This is a genomic window from Catenuloplanes sp. NPDC051500 (assembly GCF_044454585.1).
Classification (GTDB): domain Bacteria; phylum Actinomycetota; class Actinomycetes; order Mycobacteriales; family Micromonosporaceae; genus Catenuloplanes.
Genome location: NZ_JBITDX010000001.1, coordinates 632,457 through 649,736, shown reverse-complemented (window position 1 = coordinate 649,736; position 17,280 = coordinate 632,457). Strand labels below are relative to the sequence as shown.

Sequence of the window (17,280 nt, the reverse complement as noted above, 5' to 3'; positions counted from 1 at the left end):
CCGTCCTTCACCCGGCGGGACTCACACCTCAAGCCGCACGACCGAGCCGGCCTCAAGCGCCACCCACACCGCCCCGTCCCCGGCCAGCGCGATGCCGTGCGGCTCCGCGCCCGGCGTCGGCAGGGCCCAGTGCCGGAACTCGCCGTCCGGACTCACGTGCCCGACCCTGTTCGCCGCCCACTCGGTGAAGAAGCAGCCACCGGCCGGATCTGCCACGATCGCGTGCGGCTTCGCGGCCCGGTCGGGCAACGGGAACTCCGTGATCAACCCGTCGGCCGAGAGCCTGCCGATCTGGCCGGCCAGGAACTCGGCGAACCAGACCGTACCCTCGGAATCGCTTGTGATCCCGACCGGCCCGGCCGCGGCCGTGGGCAGCGGATGCACAGTCGCCTCGCCGTCGGCGGTCACACCGGCAAGCGCGTTCGCCGCGTTGAGCGTGACCCGGAACTCACCACCCGTACCCTCGCAGATCATCGATGGGAATGCTCCCGGCACCGGCAGCGGGAACTCAGTGACCGATCCGTCCGGCGCCAGCCGGCCGACCGCGTTCCCGGCCATCTCGGTGAACCAGACCGCGCCGTCGCCCGCGCACGCGATCCCGAACGGTCCCACGGGCCCGGCCAGCGGAAACGCCGACACGTCCCCCTCCGCGGAGACGAAGCCGATCTGGTGATCGCGCGACCTGGTGAACCACGCGCCCCCACCCGGCGCGGCGACGATCACGGCGGGGCCGCTCTCCGGAGCACCAAGATCAAACGACGTGACCTCGCCGGTACGCGTCACGCGCGCGACCCGGCCGCTGTGGATCAGGGTGGTCCACGCGTTGCCGTCCGCATCGCACGTGATGCCGTAAGGGCTGCCACCAACGGTGATCTCCATCCGTCCATCATGCACGGATCCGGGTCGGCCCAGGGAAGAACCCCGATGACCGTAAGCCCGCCTCCAGGGCAGGCTTCGAACCATGACGCGTCTCTGTGCTGTCGCCGCACCGCTGCTGCTCCTCGCCTACGGCCTCCTCCGCTGGATCGACGGCTTCGACGGCGACCGGGGCAACGGGCTCGCGTGGGACGCCGGCCACACCGCGTTCCTGCTTGCCATGCTGCTGTTTGCGCTGCTGGCGACGCTGATCCGGCCCACCGTCCGGCACCCCGTACCGGCCGGCATCGCCACCGTCGCGGCGGTCCTCGGCGCCGGCTGCTTCGGCTGGATCATCGTCGGCGACCTCTCCGAGCCGTTCCGCCGCGCCGTCCCGATGCCCGATGCGTTGCAGCTGATCGGCCCGCTGGCGTTCCAGTTCGGCCTGCTTACACTGCTCGGCATGCTCGCCTTCGCCAAGCCGCGCCGCCTGCCCCGATGGTCACCGTTCGTCGTACTCGCCGGCTTCCTCATGATCGCCGCCAGCCTCGACCTGCTCTGGCTCGCCGCCCTCACGATCGGCACCGGCCTCGCCCCCCTCGCGATCCGCCGCCCGGCCCTGACCCCCGCCACCCGATCATGAGCGGCGACGAGGGTACGCCGATCGTCGTGCAGCTCTACTGCCGCTTCGAGCTCGTCGTGCCGGACCCGGACGCGGTCACCCGCCATGCCGTCGCCCGTCTCCGCGAGGCGGACATCGACTGGCCGACGGAGTCGCAGACGCTCGACGAGGCCGCAGCCGAGATGCGCACAGACCTGCTGCAATCCCTTGCCGGCCTGCTCGACCCGGACGCCGCGGTCCACGACATGCCCGGCGTCGAGATACGTGGCGGTCGCTGGTGGGCCGAGTCCGGCCCAGGGTCCGAACGCTTCGAGCCAGGCTTCGGAGGCTGACGGCGGAAAATCTGCCTGAGATCCACGCCGGGCCTGAAGCGATGAGCGAGCCGACCGATACGCCGGATTCTGTACCGGCGACCAGCGCCGGATGACGGCCATCCATCTAGGCCCGCCGTTGCCGGCGGGCTCGAGCGGCCTACCCGTGAGCTCGGGCGGGCAGCCCTCGGACGCTCACGCAGGCCCGCCTCTCAGCGGACCCTTTTTGGCCTTGCTCCGGGTGGGGTTTACCGAGCCACCCCGGTCGCCCGGGGTGCTGGTGGGCTCTTACCCCACCGTTTCACCCTTACCGTCACGTACCGTGGCGGCGGTTTGTTTTCTGTGGCACTGTCCCGCGGGTTGCCCCGGGTTGCCGTTAGCAACCACCCTGCCCTGTGGAGTCCGGACGTTCCTCGGCGGTGACTCCGGAGAGTGACCGACGCGGCCGTCCAGCCGACTCGCTCATCGCAGGGGACATCTTACAAAAGCACCGGGGTGCCTAGTCGGGCGCGGTGGGCTTGTAGGCGGAGAGTGACACGTTCAGCCTGTGCATGAGGGTGGCGAGGGTGGCGCGGTCGGCGGCGTTCCAGTCGGCGAGGATGTGGCCGTAGAGGGTGCGGCGGGCGGAGCGGACCTCGGCCACGCAGTGGAGGCCGTGCGGGGTGGGGGAGACCAGGGTGCCGCGGCCGTCAGCGGGGTCGGAGCCGCGGGTGACCAGGTTGTCGCGTTGCATGGCGGAGACCTGGCGGGTGATTGTGGAGCCGTCGAGGTTGAGGCGGGCGGCGAGGGCGGAGACGTTCGTGGGGCCGGCCTCGGCGAGCTGGCGGAGGATCACGTAGGCGGCCCGGTCCAGCGCGCGGTGCGGTTCGACGGGGGTGGCCCGCCGGGTGGCCTCGCCGAGACGCATGAGCAGCGCGATCTCGGTCTCGATGGTGGCGAGAACGTCGTCGCCGCTGTCGTCCATCACATCATCCTGCCTGCCCGGTGAACCGGTGTTCATCGTAAAGCGGCCGTGCGGTGGCGTTCGCCAGGCGTCTGCGGGGTCGGCCGAAGAGACGATGACTTCCTCGGGTGTGTGCCCGGTCTCGTGGGTAAGGCAGTATCCGTCACCCCACAACGGAGGTTGGTCCGAACATGCCACATGAACTGGTCACGCACGCCCGCCACGAGGCCGCCTACCTGGGTGGCCAGGTCCGCGAACTCCTCGCCTGGTGGCTGGGGATCAGTTTCGGCGGGCTGTCGGCCACGCTCGGTCTGGTGATCGCGTTGTGGCCGGCCACCGTACACATGTGGGGCGGGGTGTTCGTCGGCATGTGGCTGCTCGGCGTCGCGTTCTGCCGCGTCTCCGATCTGCTCACCGATCCGCCGGCCGCGGCGCGCCGCCGTCGCCTGCCGGGCTGGGTCGCGACCGGGGCCGCGCTGCTCGCGTCGATGGCGATCCTGCGTGGCCTGGTCGGCGTGGACCGGCCGCTCGCGATCGCGGTCACTGTCGTGCTGTCGATCATCGCGTTCGCGGACGTGACGGTCGCGATGCGCCGCGGCATGCGCAGCCGGGTCGGTGCGCGGGCCGCCGTGTACCTGCCGGCCGCGCTCGCCGCCGGCGCGGCCGCGCTCGCCGGGCACCTGCCCGCGGCCACTGTCGCGCTCTCCGCGCTGGCGATCGGCATCGTCGAGGCGGCCACCGCGGCGACGACCGGCATGAAGAGCCTCCGCTGGCATGCCGCCGCCCGGGATGCGGGCCTGCTCACCGGCGAGATCCGCCCGTTCCGCGAGTCGCCCGGCGAGCTCAGCCCTGACCTCGGCCTCCGTCTCGGTCTTGGTGAGGCGGTCATCGCCGGGTCCGAGACAACTACCGCCCAGCCCGCGGCGACCGACGCTAAGACCAGCGCGTCTGCCGTTGCGAACGCGTCGACCGAGTCCGGCGCGACTCCGCAGGACGACTCCAACGCCGATGCCCGCATCCCGGCGGCCACCGGCGGCACCCCGCTCAACCGCCGCCCGGCCGGTGCGACCACCAGGTCCGCGGGCCGTCCCGCCGGCCGCGCCTCGGTCAACAGGCCTGCGGTCGGCCGAGCCAAGGTCACCACGAACCAGGACTGACAACGGCATTTCCGCTTTCGCGGTGGTCCGGCCCGTATGTAAGTGTCGGCGTTCGAATGCTGCGCGCCCGATATTTCGTTATTAGGTGCCGCCCGGCGCATTCATCCTGATGGCGAAAGATCAGTAAGGCCCACGTCAAGATCCTTGCGGCTCTGGTGGCCCTTATCGCGCTCGGATAAGGGCCACCAGAGCCGCAAGGATCTTGCATCCCGTCAGATGGACGCGAGATCCCGCACAACGAGCCAATCTCGGCGCGGAGAGCCCGAGCTGCCGTGGCCCTGGCGCGGCGGCACACGATGGCCAAGATCGACTGGCCTTCGGCGGGCTCCCGGCTTCGGTGCGGGCCCTTGCGACCACCCATGCCGTGACCAGCTGGCGCTCCCGCCGCCTCGGTGCCGGCCCTTGCGACCGCGTAGACCGCAGCGCCCCAGAGGTCTTGCTATGCACTGCTCGGCGGCGGCGGGGGTGTCAGGTGAGGCATGAGCACGCTATTCGTCGCGAATGACGTGCACGTGCCGCACCTGGCCGTTGATCGATCGGCCGTTGCTGACTGATGACGGCGACCACATACCGGCAGCGGGTGATTTATCATGATATTTCGAGCGGCATTGGATCCGATCAGGTAATAGTCGAGCCGTCCCGGCATGGGCAATAGAGTCGCTCCCGCGGGCAAACCTCGCGGCGGCCGAAGCCTCCGCTGGCGCTCCGCTTCTGCCGCAGCGTCGGAGCCGGTGCCGCCGTGGCCGGGCACAGGCCACGAGTCCCGCGGCATCACCGTGCTGCCCGTGCTGCCGTGCTGCCCGTGCTGCCGTGCTGCCCGTGCTGCCGTGCTGCCCGTGCTGCCGTGCTGCCCGTGCTGCCGTGCTGCCCGCGCTGCCGTGCTGCCCGCGCTGCCGTGCTGCCCGCGCTGCCGTGCTGCCCGCGCTGCCGTGCTGCCCGCGCTGCCGTGCTACCGGCGCTGCCGTGCTGCCCGCGCTGCCGTGCTACCGGCGCTGCCGTGCTACCGGCGCTGCCGTGCTACCCGCGCTGCCGTGCTACCCGCGCTGCCGCGCTGCCTGCGCTGCCCGCGCTGCCCGCGCTGCGGGCGGCGCTGCGCTGTCCGGCGATGGCCCGAGGTGAATCGGTGCTTGACAACTGTCGCTACCTTATTGATTATCAATACATCGTTTTTCGATAAACGGGGAGGTAGCGATGATCAACGCTCACCGGGACTGGCTTGGGGAGTTGCAGGTGGCGCTGGGGACCGGCGCGGTGCTCGGCGTGGCCGGCGGTCTGCTGCACACAGGCAGCGCGATATTCGCGGACACCGTCGACCTGACGGTTCAGGCCGGCGGCGCCACGGGCGTGACCGGGCTGGCGGCCGGGGTAACGCTCGCCGAGGGCGGCGACATGCAGGTGACGGTCGCCGACCCCGGCTGGGTGGAGCGGGTGCTCGCCGGGGTGCAGGGCGCGCCGGCGTACCTGCTGGGGCTCATGGTCATTGTGGTGCTCTGGCGGATTGTGCGGGTGGCGCGGCGGACGGATCCGTTCTCGCCGGAACTGCCCCGGCGGCTGCGGCGGCTGGGCCTGGCCACGATCGTGCTCGGCCTGCTTGCCGAGCTGGTGGAGGTGGGGATCGGCATGGCCGCGTCGACCGCGGTCTACGACGAGTTCTGGGCGACCACGTTCGGCTCGAACTTCTGGTGGCTGCTGCTCGGCTTCGGGCTGCTCGCGGTCGCGGAGGTGCTGCGGCGCGGCGGCGCGTTGCGGGCCGAGCTGGACGAGGTGGTCTGAGCGTGCCGCCGGAGGAGGAACACCGGGTCGACGTGCACATCGACGCGTTGCTTGCGGCGCGCGGCATGACGCTCACCGAGCTGGCCGACCGGGTCGGCATCACGCTTGCGAACCTGTCGATCCTGAAGAACGGCCGGGCCCGGGCCGTGCGGTTCAGCACGCTTACCGCGCTCTGCGACGCGCTCGATTGCCAGCCTGGCGAGCTGTTCACGGTCAGGGAGAAGTGAGGGCTGGTCCCGTTAGATCCGCGCGCCCAGATCGGCGTTGTTAGCCGGGCGCAGGAAGGCCGACGATGCGATGGCGCCGGTCGCGGTGCGCGGACCGGTGATTACGGAGGCGTCCGTGCTGGCCAGGGCGGGCACCGAGCTGAGGTTCCACGAGTTGTCGGAGCCGGTCGACGAGCCCAGCGCCACAGGCGTCGCGTTCGCCACGGCCAGGTTGCGGGTCAGCACGGAGGTTCTGGAGTCGACGTCGAACCCGGTCTTGTCGTTGTCCCAATCGGCGACGTGAACAGCCAGAAGTCCAAGCCGTCGTCCGCGTTTCGACTCTACGGCTGTGGCGTCCCGCCCGGGGTCAGCAGCGGCAGCAGCTTCTCCGCAAGCGCCGGTGCGCACGCGATCGTCGCCTCCGAGGCCACCATGTGCTCCGACCCGTCCCGGTCGAAGATCCGCGCGCCGGCCGTCCGCGCGATCGCTGTGCCCGCGGAGGTGTCCCACGGCTTGTTCGACAGCATGACAAGCGCGTCAAGCCGGCCCGCCGCGAGCCAGGCCAGGTCGGTGGCGGCGGTGCCGAGCATCCGGATCCGTTGCACGCGCGGCACGAGCGTCTCCAGGATTGTGAACCGCTCCCGGTTCTTCGCGTCCGCGTCCTCGCCGACCGCGAAGTCACCGATCGCGACCAGCGCCTCCGGCAGGTCCGCGACGGAGCTGGCCCGGATCGGCACGTCGTCGCAGAACGCGCCGCCGCCGGGCGAGGCCCAGAAGCGCGAGTTCAGGAACGGGGTGTCGATCACGCCGAGGACCGAGTGGCCGTCCTCGATCAGGCCGAGCGACACCGCGCAGAGCGGCGAGCCGTGCACGAAGTTGACGGTGCCGTCCACCGGGTCGAGCGACCAGATCAGGCCGTCCTCCGCGCCGCGTGCGCCCTCCTCCTCGCCGAGGAAGCCGACGTGCGGCGTACGTGCGGCCAGGAACGCGCGCACCTTCTGCTCGATCGCGAGGTCCACCTCGGACGCCATGTCACGGTCGCCCTTGGCGGTCAGCACGCCGGGGAGCATGGTGCGCATCAGGTCGCGGGCCAGGTCGACGGCTTCGTGGGCGGCGGGCAGCAGATCGTCGATGACGGGCATGAGGTGATCTTAGGACTCATACCCGTACCCTCGGCGGATCGTGCTTATCGCACTGCCGCGACCGCGGCGTCCTGCGCGCCGCGCCAGATCAGGCCGGCCTCGGTGAAGCCGGCGTCGCGCAACGTCTGCACATGCCAGGAGGCCGGGGGCAGCCAGTCCTGGTTGTGGTTCGCGGCGAAGAGCCGGTCCCGTTCGGCGACGAGCGGCGCGAGCGTGGGATCGGTTCGGGCGTGGTCCCACCAGGCCGACCAGGAGAGCACGGCGCCGGCGGCGTAGCGGGCCTCGCGGCGGGCGGTCGCGCGGTCGGCCAGGCGCTTCGACAGGTCGGGGAGGCCGTCGTCGACCATCGAGTCCGCGTTCACAAGTACGCCGCCGGGCCGCAGCACGGTACGGATCTCCGCGTAGAGCGCGGCCAGCCGCTCCGGTGCCAGCCAGTGCAGCGCGGTCGCGACAAGCACGGCGTCGTAGTCGCGGTGCGGCAGCGTGGTCACCCACTCCGGGCTGAGCAGGTCCGCGGAGACCACTGTGGAGCGTTCGTCGAGCGTGGCGCGCGCGATGGTGAGCGTCACCGGGTCCAGGTCGAGAAGCGTGGTGTTCGCCTGGGGGAAGCGGCGCTGGGCGCGAAGCGAGATGGAGCCGGTGCCGCCGGCCAGGTCAAGGATGCGCGGCGCCGGCCACTCGGTGACCGCCTCGACCGCGTCAAGCATCGCGGTGAAGCGCTCCTCGCGGTCCGGAAGATAGGCCTCCTGCTGACGGTCCCAACTCTCCTGCCAGGCGGGCCCGTTGAACGTGTAAGGAGTCATACCGCTCAGACTAGTTACCGAGCGCAGTCCTGTCGATACGCTTCGGCTGCCCGCGGCGCACAGTGCTCGGCAAGCCGAAGCGGACCGGGACGCCAGGCGAGTACAGCACGCTCACCGGCGGCGACGACGGCGCCGGAAAGCCCGCGGCCGCCACCAGCTCGTCGTCGAACTCAAGCAGCTCGGCGCGGTGCAGCGGCCACTGCGGATGCACGTTCGGCAGGTGCAGCGAGCGGCCGAACGCGTCCACGTGCAGGCCCCACCGCGCGCTCAGGAAGTGCTCGAGTGGCGTCGGCTCCGTGATCGGCGCACCGGCCCGCACCACCATCCGGCTGCGCGCCCGGCTGCCGAACCAGCGGCGGTGGTTGGTGTAGGTGAACACGTCCCCGTCCCGGCGCAGCGACATCCGCGACCATTTGTAGGGGAGCCGGAACACGGCCTGCGCGACGAGCACCGGCAGCAGCCGGGACGCGTCGAGCGACCGGAACACCACCGCGCGCCGCCCCTCGCCGTCCACCGAGTAGAGCCGCACGTTCGTCTCCGGGAAGGTGCCCAGGTACGGGATCCCGAGCCCGGGCAGCGGCCCGACGCCGACCATCCGGAAGCCGATCAGCCCGACGTAGGCGACGCCCTCGAACAGGTCCGGCCGGCTGCCCGGCGGCAGGAACCGCTGCACCGTCGCCGGATCCGCCGGCCAGTGCAGGAACGACAGGTCGTGCCAGCGCTGCGCCATGATCGAGTGGCGTATCGGGCGAGGGCTGGTCGGCGTTACCGCCTCGATCGTCATGGGCGCGTCCCTCCCAGGGCACTGTCGATCAGAATCTCGGCGGCGGCCCGCGCGTGACCGGCCGCCTCATTGGAGCCCGCGATCGCCGCGGTGGTCTGCGCGCCCTCGGCCAGGATGGCAAGCTGCGGTGCCAGCCCGGCCGGCGCGCCCGCCTCCGCGCAGAGCCCGGCCAGCCGCGCCTGGAACTCCGCCTTGTGCTCGCGGATGATCGTCGCCAGCCGGGGTGAGACCGTGCCCAGCTCGCCGAACGTGTTGATGAAGACGCAGCCGCGGAAGTCGTCCTCGTCGAACCAGCGGGCCAGCATGTCGTAGATCGCCAGCAGCCTGTCGCGCGGCGCCGGCGTGGTGGCGACCGCTGCCTCGACGAGCGAGTTCCACAGGTCGTGGCGGCGGTGCAGCACCTGCTCGACGATCGCCTCCTTTGCCGGGAACAGCTGGTAGAGGCGTTTGAGCGGCACGCCGGCCTCGGCGCGCAGCGCGTCCATCCCGACGGCCTGGATGCCGCGGGCGTTGTAGAGGCGGTCGGCGGCGTCCAGCACCCGGGTGCGGATCGCGTCGTCGGTCGGGCTTGTCATCTTCCCTCCATGGTCCGTGACGTCTCTCACCGCTTTCGCTGTGGCGGCGGAGAACGCACGTTCTCTAGAGTACGTGATGACCGGAGAACGCACGTTCTCCACCGAGCGCACCGGAGGCAGCGATGTCGTACATCACCGTCGGTACCGAGAACAGCACAAACGTCGACCTCTACTACGAGGACCACGGAACGGGCCAGCCGGTCGTGCTCATCCACGGCTACCCGCTCGACGGCCACTCCTGGGAGAAGCAGTCGGCGGTGCTCCTCGCGGCCGGGTACCGGGTCATCACGTACGACCGGCGCGGCTTCGGGCAGTCCAGCCAGCCCACCACCGGGTACGACTACGACACGTTCGCCTCGGACCTCAACACCGTGCTGGAGACGCTCGACCTGAACGACGTGGTGCTCGTCGGCTTCTCGATGGGCACCGGCGAGGTCGGCCGCTACCTGGGCCGCTACGGCTCCGCCCGGATCGCCAAGGCCGCGTTCCTCGCCTCGCTGGAGCCGTTCCTGCTCCAGACGGACGACAACCCCACGGGCGTGCCGCAGGAGGTCTTCGACGGGATCAGCGCGGCCGTGAAGGCGGATAGGTACAAGTACTTCACCGACTTCTACACGAACTTCTACAACACGGACGAGAACCTCGGCACCCGGCTCTCCGAGGAGGCGCTGCGCAACAGCTGGAACGTGGCGGCCGGCTCGTCCTGGTTCGCGTCGAGCGCCGCGGTCCCGACCTGGATCACCGACTTCCGCGACGACATCTCCAAGGTCGACGTGCCGGCGCTGATCCTGCACGGCACCGCCGACCGGATCCTGCCGATCGACGCCACCGCGCGTGAGTTCCGCAAGCGGCTGCCGCAGGCGACCTACGTGGAGATCGAGGGCGCGCCGCACGGTCTGCTCTGGACGCACGGCGACGAGGTCAACGAGGCGCTGCTGGCCTTCCTGGCCGCCTGACCAGGAACGCCTGACCACGAACACGACGAGGGGGTACGGGCCGTTCTGCCCGTACCCCCTCGGCTGTCTTCTGGTCTTCTACGCCGTGCGGGCCCGGCGGAACGGGCGCCGCAGCACCAGCACGGTGCCGGCCACGAACGCGACGCCCGCGATCAGGGCCGGTACCAGCCCGCCGGCGACCCCGATGATCGGTACGGCGGCCCACATCACCGCGATGCCGATCAGCGCGCCGATGCCCGGCCGCCTGCCCTTCGAGGCCCGCATCCGGGCGACGAACGCCGGATCGGTGAGGGCCAGGTGTTCCTCGATCTCGTTGAGCCGGCGGTTGTCCTCCTGACTGAGCATGCTGGCCGCCTTTCCCCTGGTGCGTTGCGCCATCCCGACCATCTCGACTCTCCCCGGGACGAAATGGTTGAGCGTGATACCCCACTGTGTCGCAGATCATGCCGAGTTGGCCATGGGGGTGCACATCCTGCGGAACGGCCGCCGCCCCGCCACTTGTCAACTCTGTCATCCGATGGGGTGGCTTCGCCGTGCCTTGCCGGGACTCCGCCCCGGACGGCTTACTGTGGAAGAGATCCGGCTATTTGCGCGATATCGGTAGCGCTTGGCCGCTTTGCGGTGCACAGTGATGTCATGAGCGACAGTGTCGGCCGCTTCTATTGGTGTATACAGCACAATCGCGTCGAAACGGACGCGAACCTGTGCCCCGCGAAACACCGAATCGGCCCCTTCGCCTCCGCGGAAGACGCCTCGCATGCCCTGGAGAAGGTCCAGGAGCGCAACGAGTCGTGGGAGGCCGAGGACAAACGCTGGACGGGGGAGCGTTAGGCCGGAGCGGCATCCGGATCGTGCCGCAGCACAAGCGAATCTGACCGCACCGGCGCAGACAGCACCGGGCGCGGTGGCGCCTGCACAAAAGTCCCAGGGAGGACCGACCATGGCCGCAGCGAGAAAGTCTGCCAAGACCTCGGCCACCACGTCTTCACGCTCGGCCCGCCCGGGGGACTCCTCTCCGGCGACCGGCAACGCCGCACGAACCACACGATCAAAAGCCTCCGGGGGTACGCGGAAAGCACTCCCTCCGCAGGGCGACGCGATCTCCGCGGGGTTGGGCGCGGCCGCCGCGTCGATGCCGGCCACCGGGACCTCGGGGCGGCGCCGCACGCCGATCGCGCCGATGGAGCCGGGCGAGTCATCCGCGGCGATGGCGGCGGACTCCAGGACCGCACCGGCGACCGGGCTGGCCGCGATGCCGCCGGTGACGGTCTCCGCGGAGCCCGAGTCCGGCGGTGTCGAGGTGGGGATGCCGACGGCGCCCGCGGTGGGCCGGGCCGAGCGGGTGGCAGTGGTACCGAAGACCTCCAAGCGGCGATCGTCTGCCTCTGGGTCGTCCGGGTCTGGGTCGTCTGCGTCTGGGTCGTCCGCATCCGGGTCGTCGGGGTCTAGGTCGTCTGCGTCTAGATCGTCTGCGTCGGGGCCGACAGCGTCTGGGTCGTCTGCGGCGGGTGGTGCTGCGGTGTCCGCCGCGCGGAACGGGACGGCGACCGGCCGTGCCTCGGTGCCGGGCGCCGAGGTGCAGCGCGGTGCCAAGGCACGAAACGCTTCTTCCGGCACGGGGCGAAATATCGCCAAAAATGGTGATTCGGGATCGTTGTACACCGGGGCTGCCTACGCGGCGGACGCCGGAGTCGACATGGGGGCCGCTACGCGCCGTGCGGGCCGGGCGGCGGCGAACACCGCCAAGGCGGCGGCTACCGAGGCCCGGACCGCCGCGACCAAGCTGACGTCGGCGGCCGCCAAGGCCAGGGCCGGCAAGGTCGATGCCGCACTGACCAGCCCGCCCACCCGGATCAGCGCCGCCGCATCACGCAACGGCGCCGCCAAGACGGTGTCGGCCGCGTCGAAGAACGGTGCCGCCACCAGGCCGACGCCGCGCAAGACCGCGTCGACAGGCGGCGAGGCCAAGGCCACCGCCGGGCGTTCCACGGTGGGTACTGCCGGTAGCCGGTCGTCCGCGGCGAAGAGCGCGTCGTTCCAGACGGTCACCGGGGCGGCCGGTAGCCGGTCGTCCGCGGCCAAGAGCGCGTCGTTCCAGACGGTCGCACCGGATGAGGCGACACCTCGATCATCCAGAGCGAAGACTGCGAGCGCCGCCGGAGGCACGGCGAAGACCGCGAGTACCACTGGGCTCATGGCGAAGACCGCGGGCGCCGCCGGAGGCACGGCGAAGACCGCGAGCACCACTGGGCTCATGGCGAAGACCGCGGGCGCCGCCGGAGGCACGGCAAAGACCGCCAGCACCACTGGGCTCATGGCGAAGGCCGGGAGCACCGCCGGGGCCGCGGCGAAGACCGCGAGCACCGCCGGAAGTGCGGCGAAGCCCGCCAGTGCCGCCGGGACCAGGGCGAAGACCGCGAGCGCTGCCGGAAACGCGGCCAAGGGCGCGAGCGCCACCGGAGCCGCTGCCAAGAGCGTGGGCGCCACCGGAAACGCGGCGAAGAGCAGGACTACCGGCGGACGTTCGACAATGACGAAGACGTCGGGCGGAAGCATCGCGTCGGCCGTCGTGCCGAACTCCAAACCGGCGCGGAAGGCCGCCGCCACGCGTTCCACGCCGGCCGGGGCCGGTGACGTCGCGACGAAGGCCAGAACTGTCGCCCGGAACGCCTCCGACGCCGCGACCAGGACCGATGTGGCGGTGCGTCAGGCGTCCGGCCTCGCCAAGCAGGCAAAGACGGTGGCGAAGAAGACGTCCGACACGCTGACGGCCAAGCGGGCCACCGCCACCGCGCAACGGCCGGCGGACACCCGTCCGTCGGACACTCGGCCGTCGGCCGCACGCAAGACCGCCACCGCGGGCACGGCGCCTGCGAACAAGACCGCCGCCAGGATGCCCGCGGCCGCTTCGCCGGTCAGGTCACCTGCGAAAACAACTGTTCCGGCCGTGACCGCCACCAAGACGGCCAAACAGGCCAAACCGGCAGCCACCTCGGCCAGATCCCGCGCGAAGGTGTGACGGCACCACGAAACAACAGATGGCGCGGACCCGAAGAGGTCCGCGCCATCGTCATATGTAAGCCGGCCTAGTGGAGCGCCGGTGACACCTCTTCATCGGCTTCGACATCATCGCCGGAGGCCGGAGCCGTCTCCGCCTGCGAGTGGATGCGGGCGAGGCGGGCTCCGAGCACCGCCGGGGTGGGTGGTCTGCCGGCCGTACCGGGGGAGTGGTTTGTCCTGGCGCCGGCAGCGTGCGCGTCCGTCTGTGGTGTCTCGTCGGTGCGTTGCATCGGCAGCCTCCTCTCGGGTTCGGGGCCGGCCCGGGCAAGCGCGGGCCGATTTATTCAGCCTAGTACGGCATTGCCCGAATCAAGCCTCGTTCCGCAGTGAGGGGGTCACGCGACCCCCTCACTGTGAGTCAGCTGAACGTGTGCTCGCCCGCCGGGAACTCGCCGCCGCGCACCTCGTCCGCGAACGCCTGCGTCGCGCGGGTCAGCTCGCCCGCGAGGTCCGCGTAGCGCTTCACGAAGCGCGGCGCCTTCCCGGTGCGCATGCCGGCCATGTCCTGCCAGACCAGCACCTGCGCGTCAGTGTCCGGGCCCGCGCCGATGCCGACGCTGGGAATGTCGAGCTCGTGCGTAACGCGCTTGGCGACCTCGCCCGGGACCATCTCCAGCACCACCGAGAACGCGCCGGCGTCCGCGACCGCGTGCGCGTCGGCCAGCACCGCGTCGGCCGCGTCGCCGCGACCCTGGACCAGATATCCGCCGATCGCGTGCTCACTCTGCGGGGTGAAGCCGATGTGCGCCATGACCGGGATGCCGGCGCCGGTGATCGCCGCTATCTGCGCGGCGACGCGGCGGCCGCCCTCCAGCTTGACCGCGTGCGCGCCGCCCTCCTTCATGAACCGGACGGCGGTACGGAGCGCCTGGGTCGGCCCCTCCTCGTACGAGCCGAACGGCAGGTCAGCGACGACGAGCGCGCTGCGGGTGGCGCGGACCACGGCCCGGACCAGCGGCAGCAGGTCGTCGACGGTGACGGGGACCGTCGTCTCGTAGCCGAAGACGTTGTTCGCCGCGGAGTCGCCGACCAGCAGCACCGGGATGCCTGATTTGTCGAAGATCGACGCGGTGTACTGGTCGTACGAGGTAAGCATCGGCCAGCGCTCGCCCCGCTGCTTGGCGGCGATCAGGTCACGCGTGCGGATGCGGCGGTTCGCGGCGATGCCGTACAGCGTGGGGACTTCTTCCTGGGACATCAATGTCTCCTCTCACCTCGAGGCCGCGCTCGCGGTCCCCGGGCTTCCAGCCGAATCGTCCCACTGGAAGCACGGGGTCCGGAGAGGTAGTGGAAGATTTCACACAGGTTACGAACTCGCGGGAGTTAGCGACCGGCAAAAATCGGCCGATCACGAACGGAATCTGTTGGTGATCGGCAGTCGCCGATCCCTGCCGAACGCCTTGATCGAGATCTTGGTGCCCGGTGCGGACTGGCGGCGCTTGTATTCCGCCAGGTCCACAAGCCGCAGCGTCCGGTCCACCACCGCGGGGTCGTGCCCGGCCGCGATCAGGTCGTCCCGGCCGGAGTCGCCGTCCACGTACCCGGCCAGGATCGCGTCGAGCACCTCGTAGTCAGGAAGCGAGTCGGAGTCCAGCTGGCCCGGGCGCAGCTCCGCGCTCGGCGGCTTGACGATCGAGTTCTCCGGGACCGGGGGCGTCTCGCCGCGTCGCAGCGCCTCCTCGTTGCGCCACCGGGCCAGCCGCCAGACGACTGTCTTCGGCACGTCCTTGATCGGGTTGAAGCCGCCGACCGAGTCGCCGTAGAGCGTGGAGTAGCCGACCGCCAGCTCGCTCTTGTTGCCTGTGGTCAGCACCAGGTGGCCCTCCTGGTTGGAGAGCGCCATCAGCGTGACGCCGCGTACCCGTGCCTGCAGGTTCTCCACCGCGAGGCCGGAGAGCGTGAGGTTCGCCAGGAACGAGTCGACCATCGGCGCGATCGCCTGCACGCGGTAGTCGAGGCCCTGCCGCTTGGCCAGGTCGGCCGCGTCGTCCCGGGAGTGCTCCGAGCTGTACTCGCTTGGCATCGAGACGCCGACCACGCGCTGCCCGCCGAGTGCGTCGACGGCGATCGTGGCCACCACTGCCGAGTCGATGCCGCCGGAGAGCCCGAGCACCACTGACGGGAACCCGTTCTTCTGCACGTAGTCGCGCAGGCCGAGCACCAGCGCGCGCCAGATCTCCTCCTCCGGGCCGGACCGCTCGACGATGCCGCCCTCCAGCCCGGCCGGGTCAAGCGGCGCGAGCGCGTCGGTGACGTGCACCCGGACCAGGCCCATGTCGCCCTGGAAAGGCTCAGGATCAACGGCCCCCGAGGGTACGGAGAGATCGTGGACCAGCATGGTCTCGGTGAACTGCGGCGCGCGGGCCAGCAGCGTCCCGTCCGCGGCGACGATCATCGAGTCGCCGTCGAAGACCAGCTCGTCCTGCCCGCCGACCATGTTCACGTAGGCGACAGTGGCGCCCGCCTCCGCGGCCCGGCGCTGCACCAGCGGGAGGCGCACGTCGTCCTTGTCCAGCTCGTACGGCGAGCCGTTGATGTTGACGACCAGCCCGACGCCGGCCGCGCGCGCGGCGGCGAACGGCCCGCCCGCCTGCCAGATGTCCTCGCAGATGGTCAGCGCCACGTCGACGCCGCCGATCCGTACCACTGTGAGGTCGTCGCCGGAGACGAAGTAGCGGTCCTCGTCGAAGACGCCGTAGTTCGGCAGGTGGTGCTTGAAGTAGCGGGCGACAACGCGTCCGCCGTGAAGCACCGCGGACGCGTTGCGCGGGCCGCGGCCGGGCGTGGCGTCCGCGCGGATCCGGGCCGGGCCGTCCGAGTCCAGGTAGCCGACGATCACCGGCAGGTCACCGAGGCCGTCCTCGGCCAGCCCGGCCGCGAGCGCGTCGAGCGCAGCGCGGGACGCGGCCACGAACGACTCGCGGTAGACCAGGTCCTCGACCGGGTAGCCGGTCAGCATCATCTCCGGGAACGCGACCAGGTGGGCGCCGGAGCCGGCGGCGGCCCGCGTCCACTGCCGGACCAGTGCGGAGTTCCCCGCAAGGTCACCGACGGTCGGGTTCACCTGGGCAAGCGCGAGTCGCAACGTGGGCATGCGCTCATCTTTCCCTGCCGGACCCCGGTAACGCCGCAATCGGGGGTGTTAGACCCGTCACGATTGACTCAGACTGAGTCTTTCGAGCCGGGCTGACTCCACGGTCAGTCCTCCTCGAGCAGCTCCATCTTGTCGATCGCCAGGTCCAGCGTGGGCTCCGCGTCCCCGGAGTCGACCGAGCCCTCCGGGCCGACCGTGCGCAGCACCGACAGCATTGGCCCGACCCTGCCGACCGCGAGATAGCCGGTGAGCGTGCCGTCCTCGCCGCGGGCCACGATCCGCACCGCGTACGCGCCGTCCGCGTCGCCGCCGCCCATCTCCAGCTCCCGCAGCGAGATCGTGGCGAGCGTGCCGTCCTCGAGCGTGGTCTCGAACGACCGGCACTCCGAGACCGAGGCGCGGATCGCCTCGTAGGCGGCCGCCGCGCCGTCGTCCGCGAAGAGCGACAACATCTGACGCAGCCGCGGCGTACCCACGGAGGTGTTGATCGTGATCTGGGAGTCTGACATCGCCTGGTCCGTGACCTCGTGCCCGGACGGGACCAGCTCCCACGGCGCGCGGAACAGCGTGCGGCACCGCTCGGCCCGCTCCGGTGGCGCGAGTTCCTCCTCGGCCGGTGGCGCGGCGGCCTCGGTCCGGCGCGCCGCCGGCGTGGGCACCGGCACGGCCTCGGACGCGGACCTGGACGGTGTGGGTGTGAGGCGCGCGGCCAGGTCGGCCGTGGAGATCAGCGCGCGGGACAGTTCGGGCTGGTTGCCGGTCAGCGGCTCGCCGTGCGGCCCGGACCGCGCGGCCTCGGGCGGTGGATCATCGTCGATGTGGACGCCCATCACGTTCAGCGTCAGCAGGACGGCGGCGAGCATCAGGCCGAGCAGCAGGCCACCGGCGACCGTCAGGGGCCGCCCACTCAGGTGTCGCATGTGCGCTCCCTCCGTCTGACTGGTTCCAACGCCTATAAACCGGACAGGTTGCGCACATCGGCGTGTATGGATTCGGCGT

21 protein-coding genes and 1 other RNA gene are annotated in these 17,280 nt (G+C 70.9%); 8 read left to right on the top strand and 14 right to left on the bottom strand.

Features of this window, described 5'->3' with window-relative positions; all coding sequences use genetic code 11:
- Window positions 1-21: 21 nt before the first annotated feature.
- The gene (locus ACIA8K_RS02730; RefSeq protein WP_396054182.1) at window positions 22-879 is read right to left on the bottom strand and encodes a virginiamycin B lyase; all 858 of its coding nucleotides are present in this window, start codon (window positions 877-879) and stop codon (window positions 22-24) included.
- A gap of 82 nt (window positions 880-961) precedes the next feature.
- Here ACIA8K_RS02730 and ACIA8K_RS02725 point away from each other — a divergent pair, with 82 nt between their 5' ends.
- Both ACIA8K_RS02725 and ACIA8K_RS02720 read left to right on the top strand, forming a co-directional pair.
- Window positions 962-1,498 carry a hypothetical protein gene (locus ACIA8K_RS02725; protein WP_396054180.1) on the top strand — a complete coding sequence of 179 codons (537 nt, stop codon included), beginning with the start codon at window positions 962-964 and terminating at the stop codon, window positions 1,496-1,498.
- On the top strand, window positions 1,495-1,809 hold the full coding sequence (locus ACIA8K_RS02720) for a hypothetical protein (RefSeq protein ID WP_396054178.1): 315 nt from the start codon (window positions 1,495-1,497) through the stop codon (window positions 1,807-1,809). The genes ACIA8K_RS02725 and ACIA8K_RS02720 overlap by 4 nt, the downstream gene beginning before the upstream one ends.
- Window positions 1,810-1,851: 42 nt before the next feature.
- Here the strand turns inward: ACIA8K_RS02720 and rnpB are convergent.
- Window positions 1,852-2,249: RNase P RNA component class A (gene rnpB, locus ACIA8K_RS02715), an RNA gene on the bottom strand.
- A 38-nt stretch (window positions 2,250-2,287) separates the two neighbouring features.
- On the bottom strand, window positions 2,288-2,752 hold the full coding sequence (locus ACIA8K_RS02710; protein WP_396054176.1) for a MarR family winged helix-turn-helix transcriptional regulator: 465 nt from the start codon (window positions 2,750-2,752) through the stop codon (window positions 2,288-2,290).
- Between the two features lie 170 nt (window positions 2,753-2,922).
- Between ACIA8K_RS02710 and ACIA8K_RS02705 the strand changes: the two genes are divergently transcribed.
- The 3 genes from ACIA8K_RS02705 (at window position 2,923) to ACIA8K_RS02695 (ending at window position 5,888) form a co-directional block, all read left to right on the top strand.
- On the top strand, window positions 2,923-3,888 hold the full coding sequence (locus ACIA8K_RS02705; protein WP_396054174.1) for a hypothetical protein: 966 nt from the start codon (window positions 2,923-2,925) through the stop codon (window positions 3,886-3,888).
- Window positions 3,889-5,079: 1,191 nt separating this feature from the next.
- Complete coding sequence (locus tag ACIA8K_RS02700; protein ID WP_396054172.1) at window positions 5,080-5,661, top strand: DUF2975 domain-containing protein; 582 nt, start codon at window positions 5,080-5,082, stop codon at window positions 5,659-5,661.
- A gap of 2 nt (window positions 5,662-5,663) precedes the next feature.
- Window positions 5,664-5,888: a helix-turn-helix domain-containing protein gene (locus tag ACIA8K_RS02695; RefSeq protein WP_396054170.1), complete on the top strand. Its 225-nt coding sequence runs from the start codon at window positions 5,664-5,666 to the stop codon at window positions 5,886-5,888.
- A 12-nt stretch (window positions 5,889-5,900) separates the two neighbouring features.
- Here ACIA8K_RS02695 and ACIA8K_RS02690 read toward each other — a convergent pair whose 3' ends face one another.
- The 5 genes from ACIA8K_RS02690 to ACIA8K_RS02670 form a co-directional block, all read right to left on the bottom strand.
- Window positions 5,901-6,113: a hypothetical protein gene (locus ACIA8K_RS02690; RefSeq protein WP_396054168.1), complete on the bottom strand. Its 213-nt coding sequence runs from the start codon at window positions 6,111-6,113 to the stop codon at window positions 5,901-5,903.
- Window positions 6,114-6,208: 95 nt separating this feature from the next.
- Window positions 6,209-7,009: an inositol monophosphatase family protein gene (locus ACIA8K_RS02685; RefSeq protein WP_396054166.1), complete on the bottom strand. Its 801-nt coding sequence runs from the start codon at window positions 7,007-7,009 to the stop codon at window positions 6,209-6,211.
- Between the two features lie 44 nt (window positions 7,010-7,053).
- Complete coding sequence (locus ACIA8K_RS02680) at window positions 7,054-7,812, bottom strand: class I SAM-dependent methyltransferase (RefSeq protein WP_396054164.1); 759 nt, start codon at window positions 7,810-7,812, stop codon at window positions 7,054-7,056.
- 10 nt (window positions 7,813-7,822) lie between these two features.
- Window positions 7,823-8,596, bottom strand: coding sequence for a YqjF family protein (locus ACIA8K_RS02675; RefSeq protein WP_396054162.1), 774 nt, complete (start codon window positions 8,594-8,596; stop codon window positions 7,823-7,825).
- Entirely contained in the window at window positions 8,593-9,171 is a 579-nt protein-coding gene (locus tag ACIA8K_RS02670) for a TetR/AcrR family transcriptional regulator (RefSeq protein ID WP_396054160.1), read from the bottom strand. The genes ACIA8K_RS02675 and ACIA8K_RS02670 overlap by 4 nt, the downstream gene beginning before the upstream one ends.
- Window positions 9,172-9,293: 122 nt before the next feature.
- Here ACIA8K_RS02670 and ACIA8K_RS02665 point away from each other — a divergent pair, with 122 nt between their 5' ends.
- Window positions 9,294-10,127: an alpha/beta fold hydrolase gene (locus tag ACIA8K_RS02665; RefSeq protein WP_396054158.1), complete on the top strand. Its 834-nt coding sequence runs from the start codon at window positions 9,294-9,296 to the stop codon at window positions 10,125-10,127.
- A 78-nt stretch (window positions 10,128-10,205) separates the two neighbouring features.
- Here the strand turns inward: ACIA8K_RS02665 and ACIA8K_RS02660 are convergent, their stop codons facing one another.
- Window positions 10,206-10,472, bottom strand: a complete 267-nt coding sequence (locus ACIA8K_RS02660; RefSeq protein ID WP_396054156.1) for a DUF3040 domain-containing protein — start codon at window positions 10,470-10,472, stop codon at window positions 10,206-10,208.
- A 291-nt stretch (window positions 10,473-10,763) separates the two neighbouring features.
- On the opposite strand from ACIA8K_RS02660, the gene ACIA8K_RS02655 reads away from it, so the two are divergent.
- A complete protein-coding gene (locus ACIA8K_RS02655) occupies window positions 10,764-10,958 on the top strand; it encodes a hypothetical protein (protein WP_396054155.1) in 195 nt (64 codons plus the stop codon).
- 840 nt (window positions 10,959-11,798) lie between these two features.
- On the opposite strand, the gene ACIA8K_RS02650 is transcribed toward ACIA8K_RS02655, so the two are convergent.
- Window positions 11,799-12,734, bottom strand: coding sequence for a hypothetical protein (locus tag ACIA8K_RS02650; protein WP_396054153.1), 936 nt, complete (start codon window positions 12,732-12,734; stop codon window positions 11,799-11,801).
- On the opposite strand from ACIA8K_RS02650, the gene ACIA8K_RS02645 reads away from it, so the two are divergent.
- A complete protein-coding gene (locus ACIA8K_RS02645; protein WP_396054151.1) occupies window positions 12,697-13,146 on the top strand; it encodes a hypothetical protein in 450 nt (149 codons plus the stop codon). The two genes, ACIA8K_RS02650 and ACIA8K_RS02645, sit on opposite strands and share 38 nt — an antisense overlap.
- Window positions 13,147-13,213: 67 nt before the next feature.
- Here the strand turns inward: ACIA8K_RS02645 and ACIA8K_RS02640 are convergent, their stop codons facing one another.
- The 4 genes from ACIA8K_RS02640 to ACIA8K_RS02625 form a co-directional block, all read right to left on the bottom strand.
- Window positions 13,214-13,417 carry a hypothetical protein gene (locus tag ACIA8K_RS02640; protein WP_396054149.1) on the bottom strand — a complete coding sequence of 68 codons (204 nt, stop codon included), beginning with the start codon at window positions 13,415-13,417 and terminating at the stop codon, window positions 13,214-13,216.
- Between the two features lie 128 nt (window positions 13,418-13,545).
- Window positions 13,546-14,385: a 3-methyl-2-oxobutanoate hydroxymethyltransferase gene (gene panB / locus ACIA8K_RS02635; protein ID WP_396054147.1), complete on the bottom strand. Its 840-nt coding sequence runs from the start codon at window positions 14,383-14,385 to the stop codon at window positions 13,546-13,548.
- A 150-nt stretch (window positions 14,386-14,535) separates the two neighbouring features.
- On the bottom strand, window positions 14,536-16,281 hold the full coding sequence (locus tag ACIA8K_RS02630) for an NAD+ synthase (RefSeq protein WP_396054145.1): 1,746 nt from the start codon (window positions 16,279-16,281) through the stop codon (window positions 14,536-14,538).
- A 104-nt stretch (window positions 16,282-16,385) separates the two neighbouring features.
- Entirely contained in the window at window positions 16,386-17,201 is an 816-nt protein-coding gene (locus ACIA8K_RS02625; protein WP_396054143.1) for a hypothetical protein, read from the bottom strand.
- Window positions 17,202-17,280: the final 79 nt, after the last annotated feature.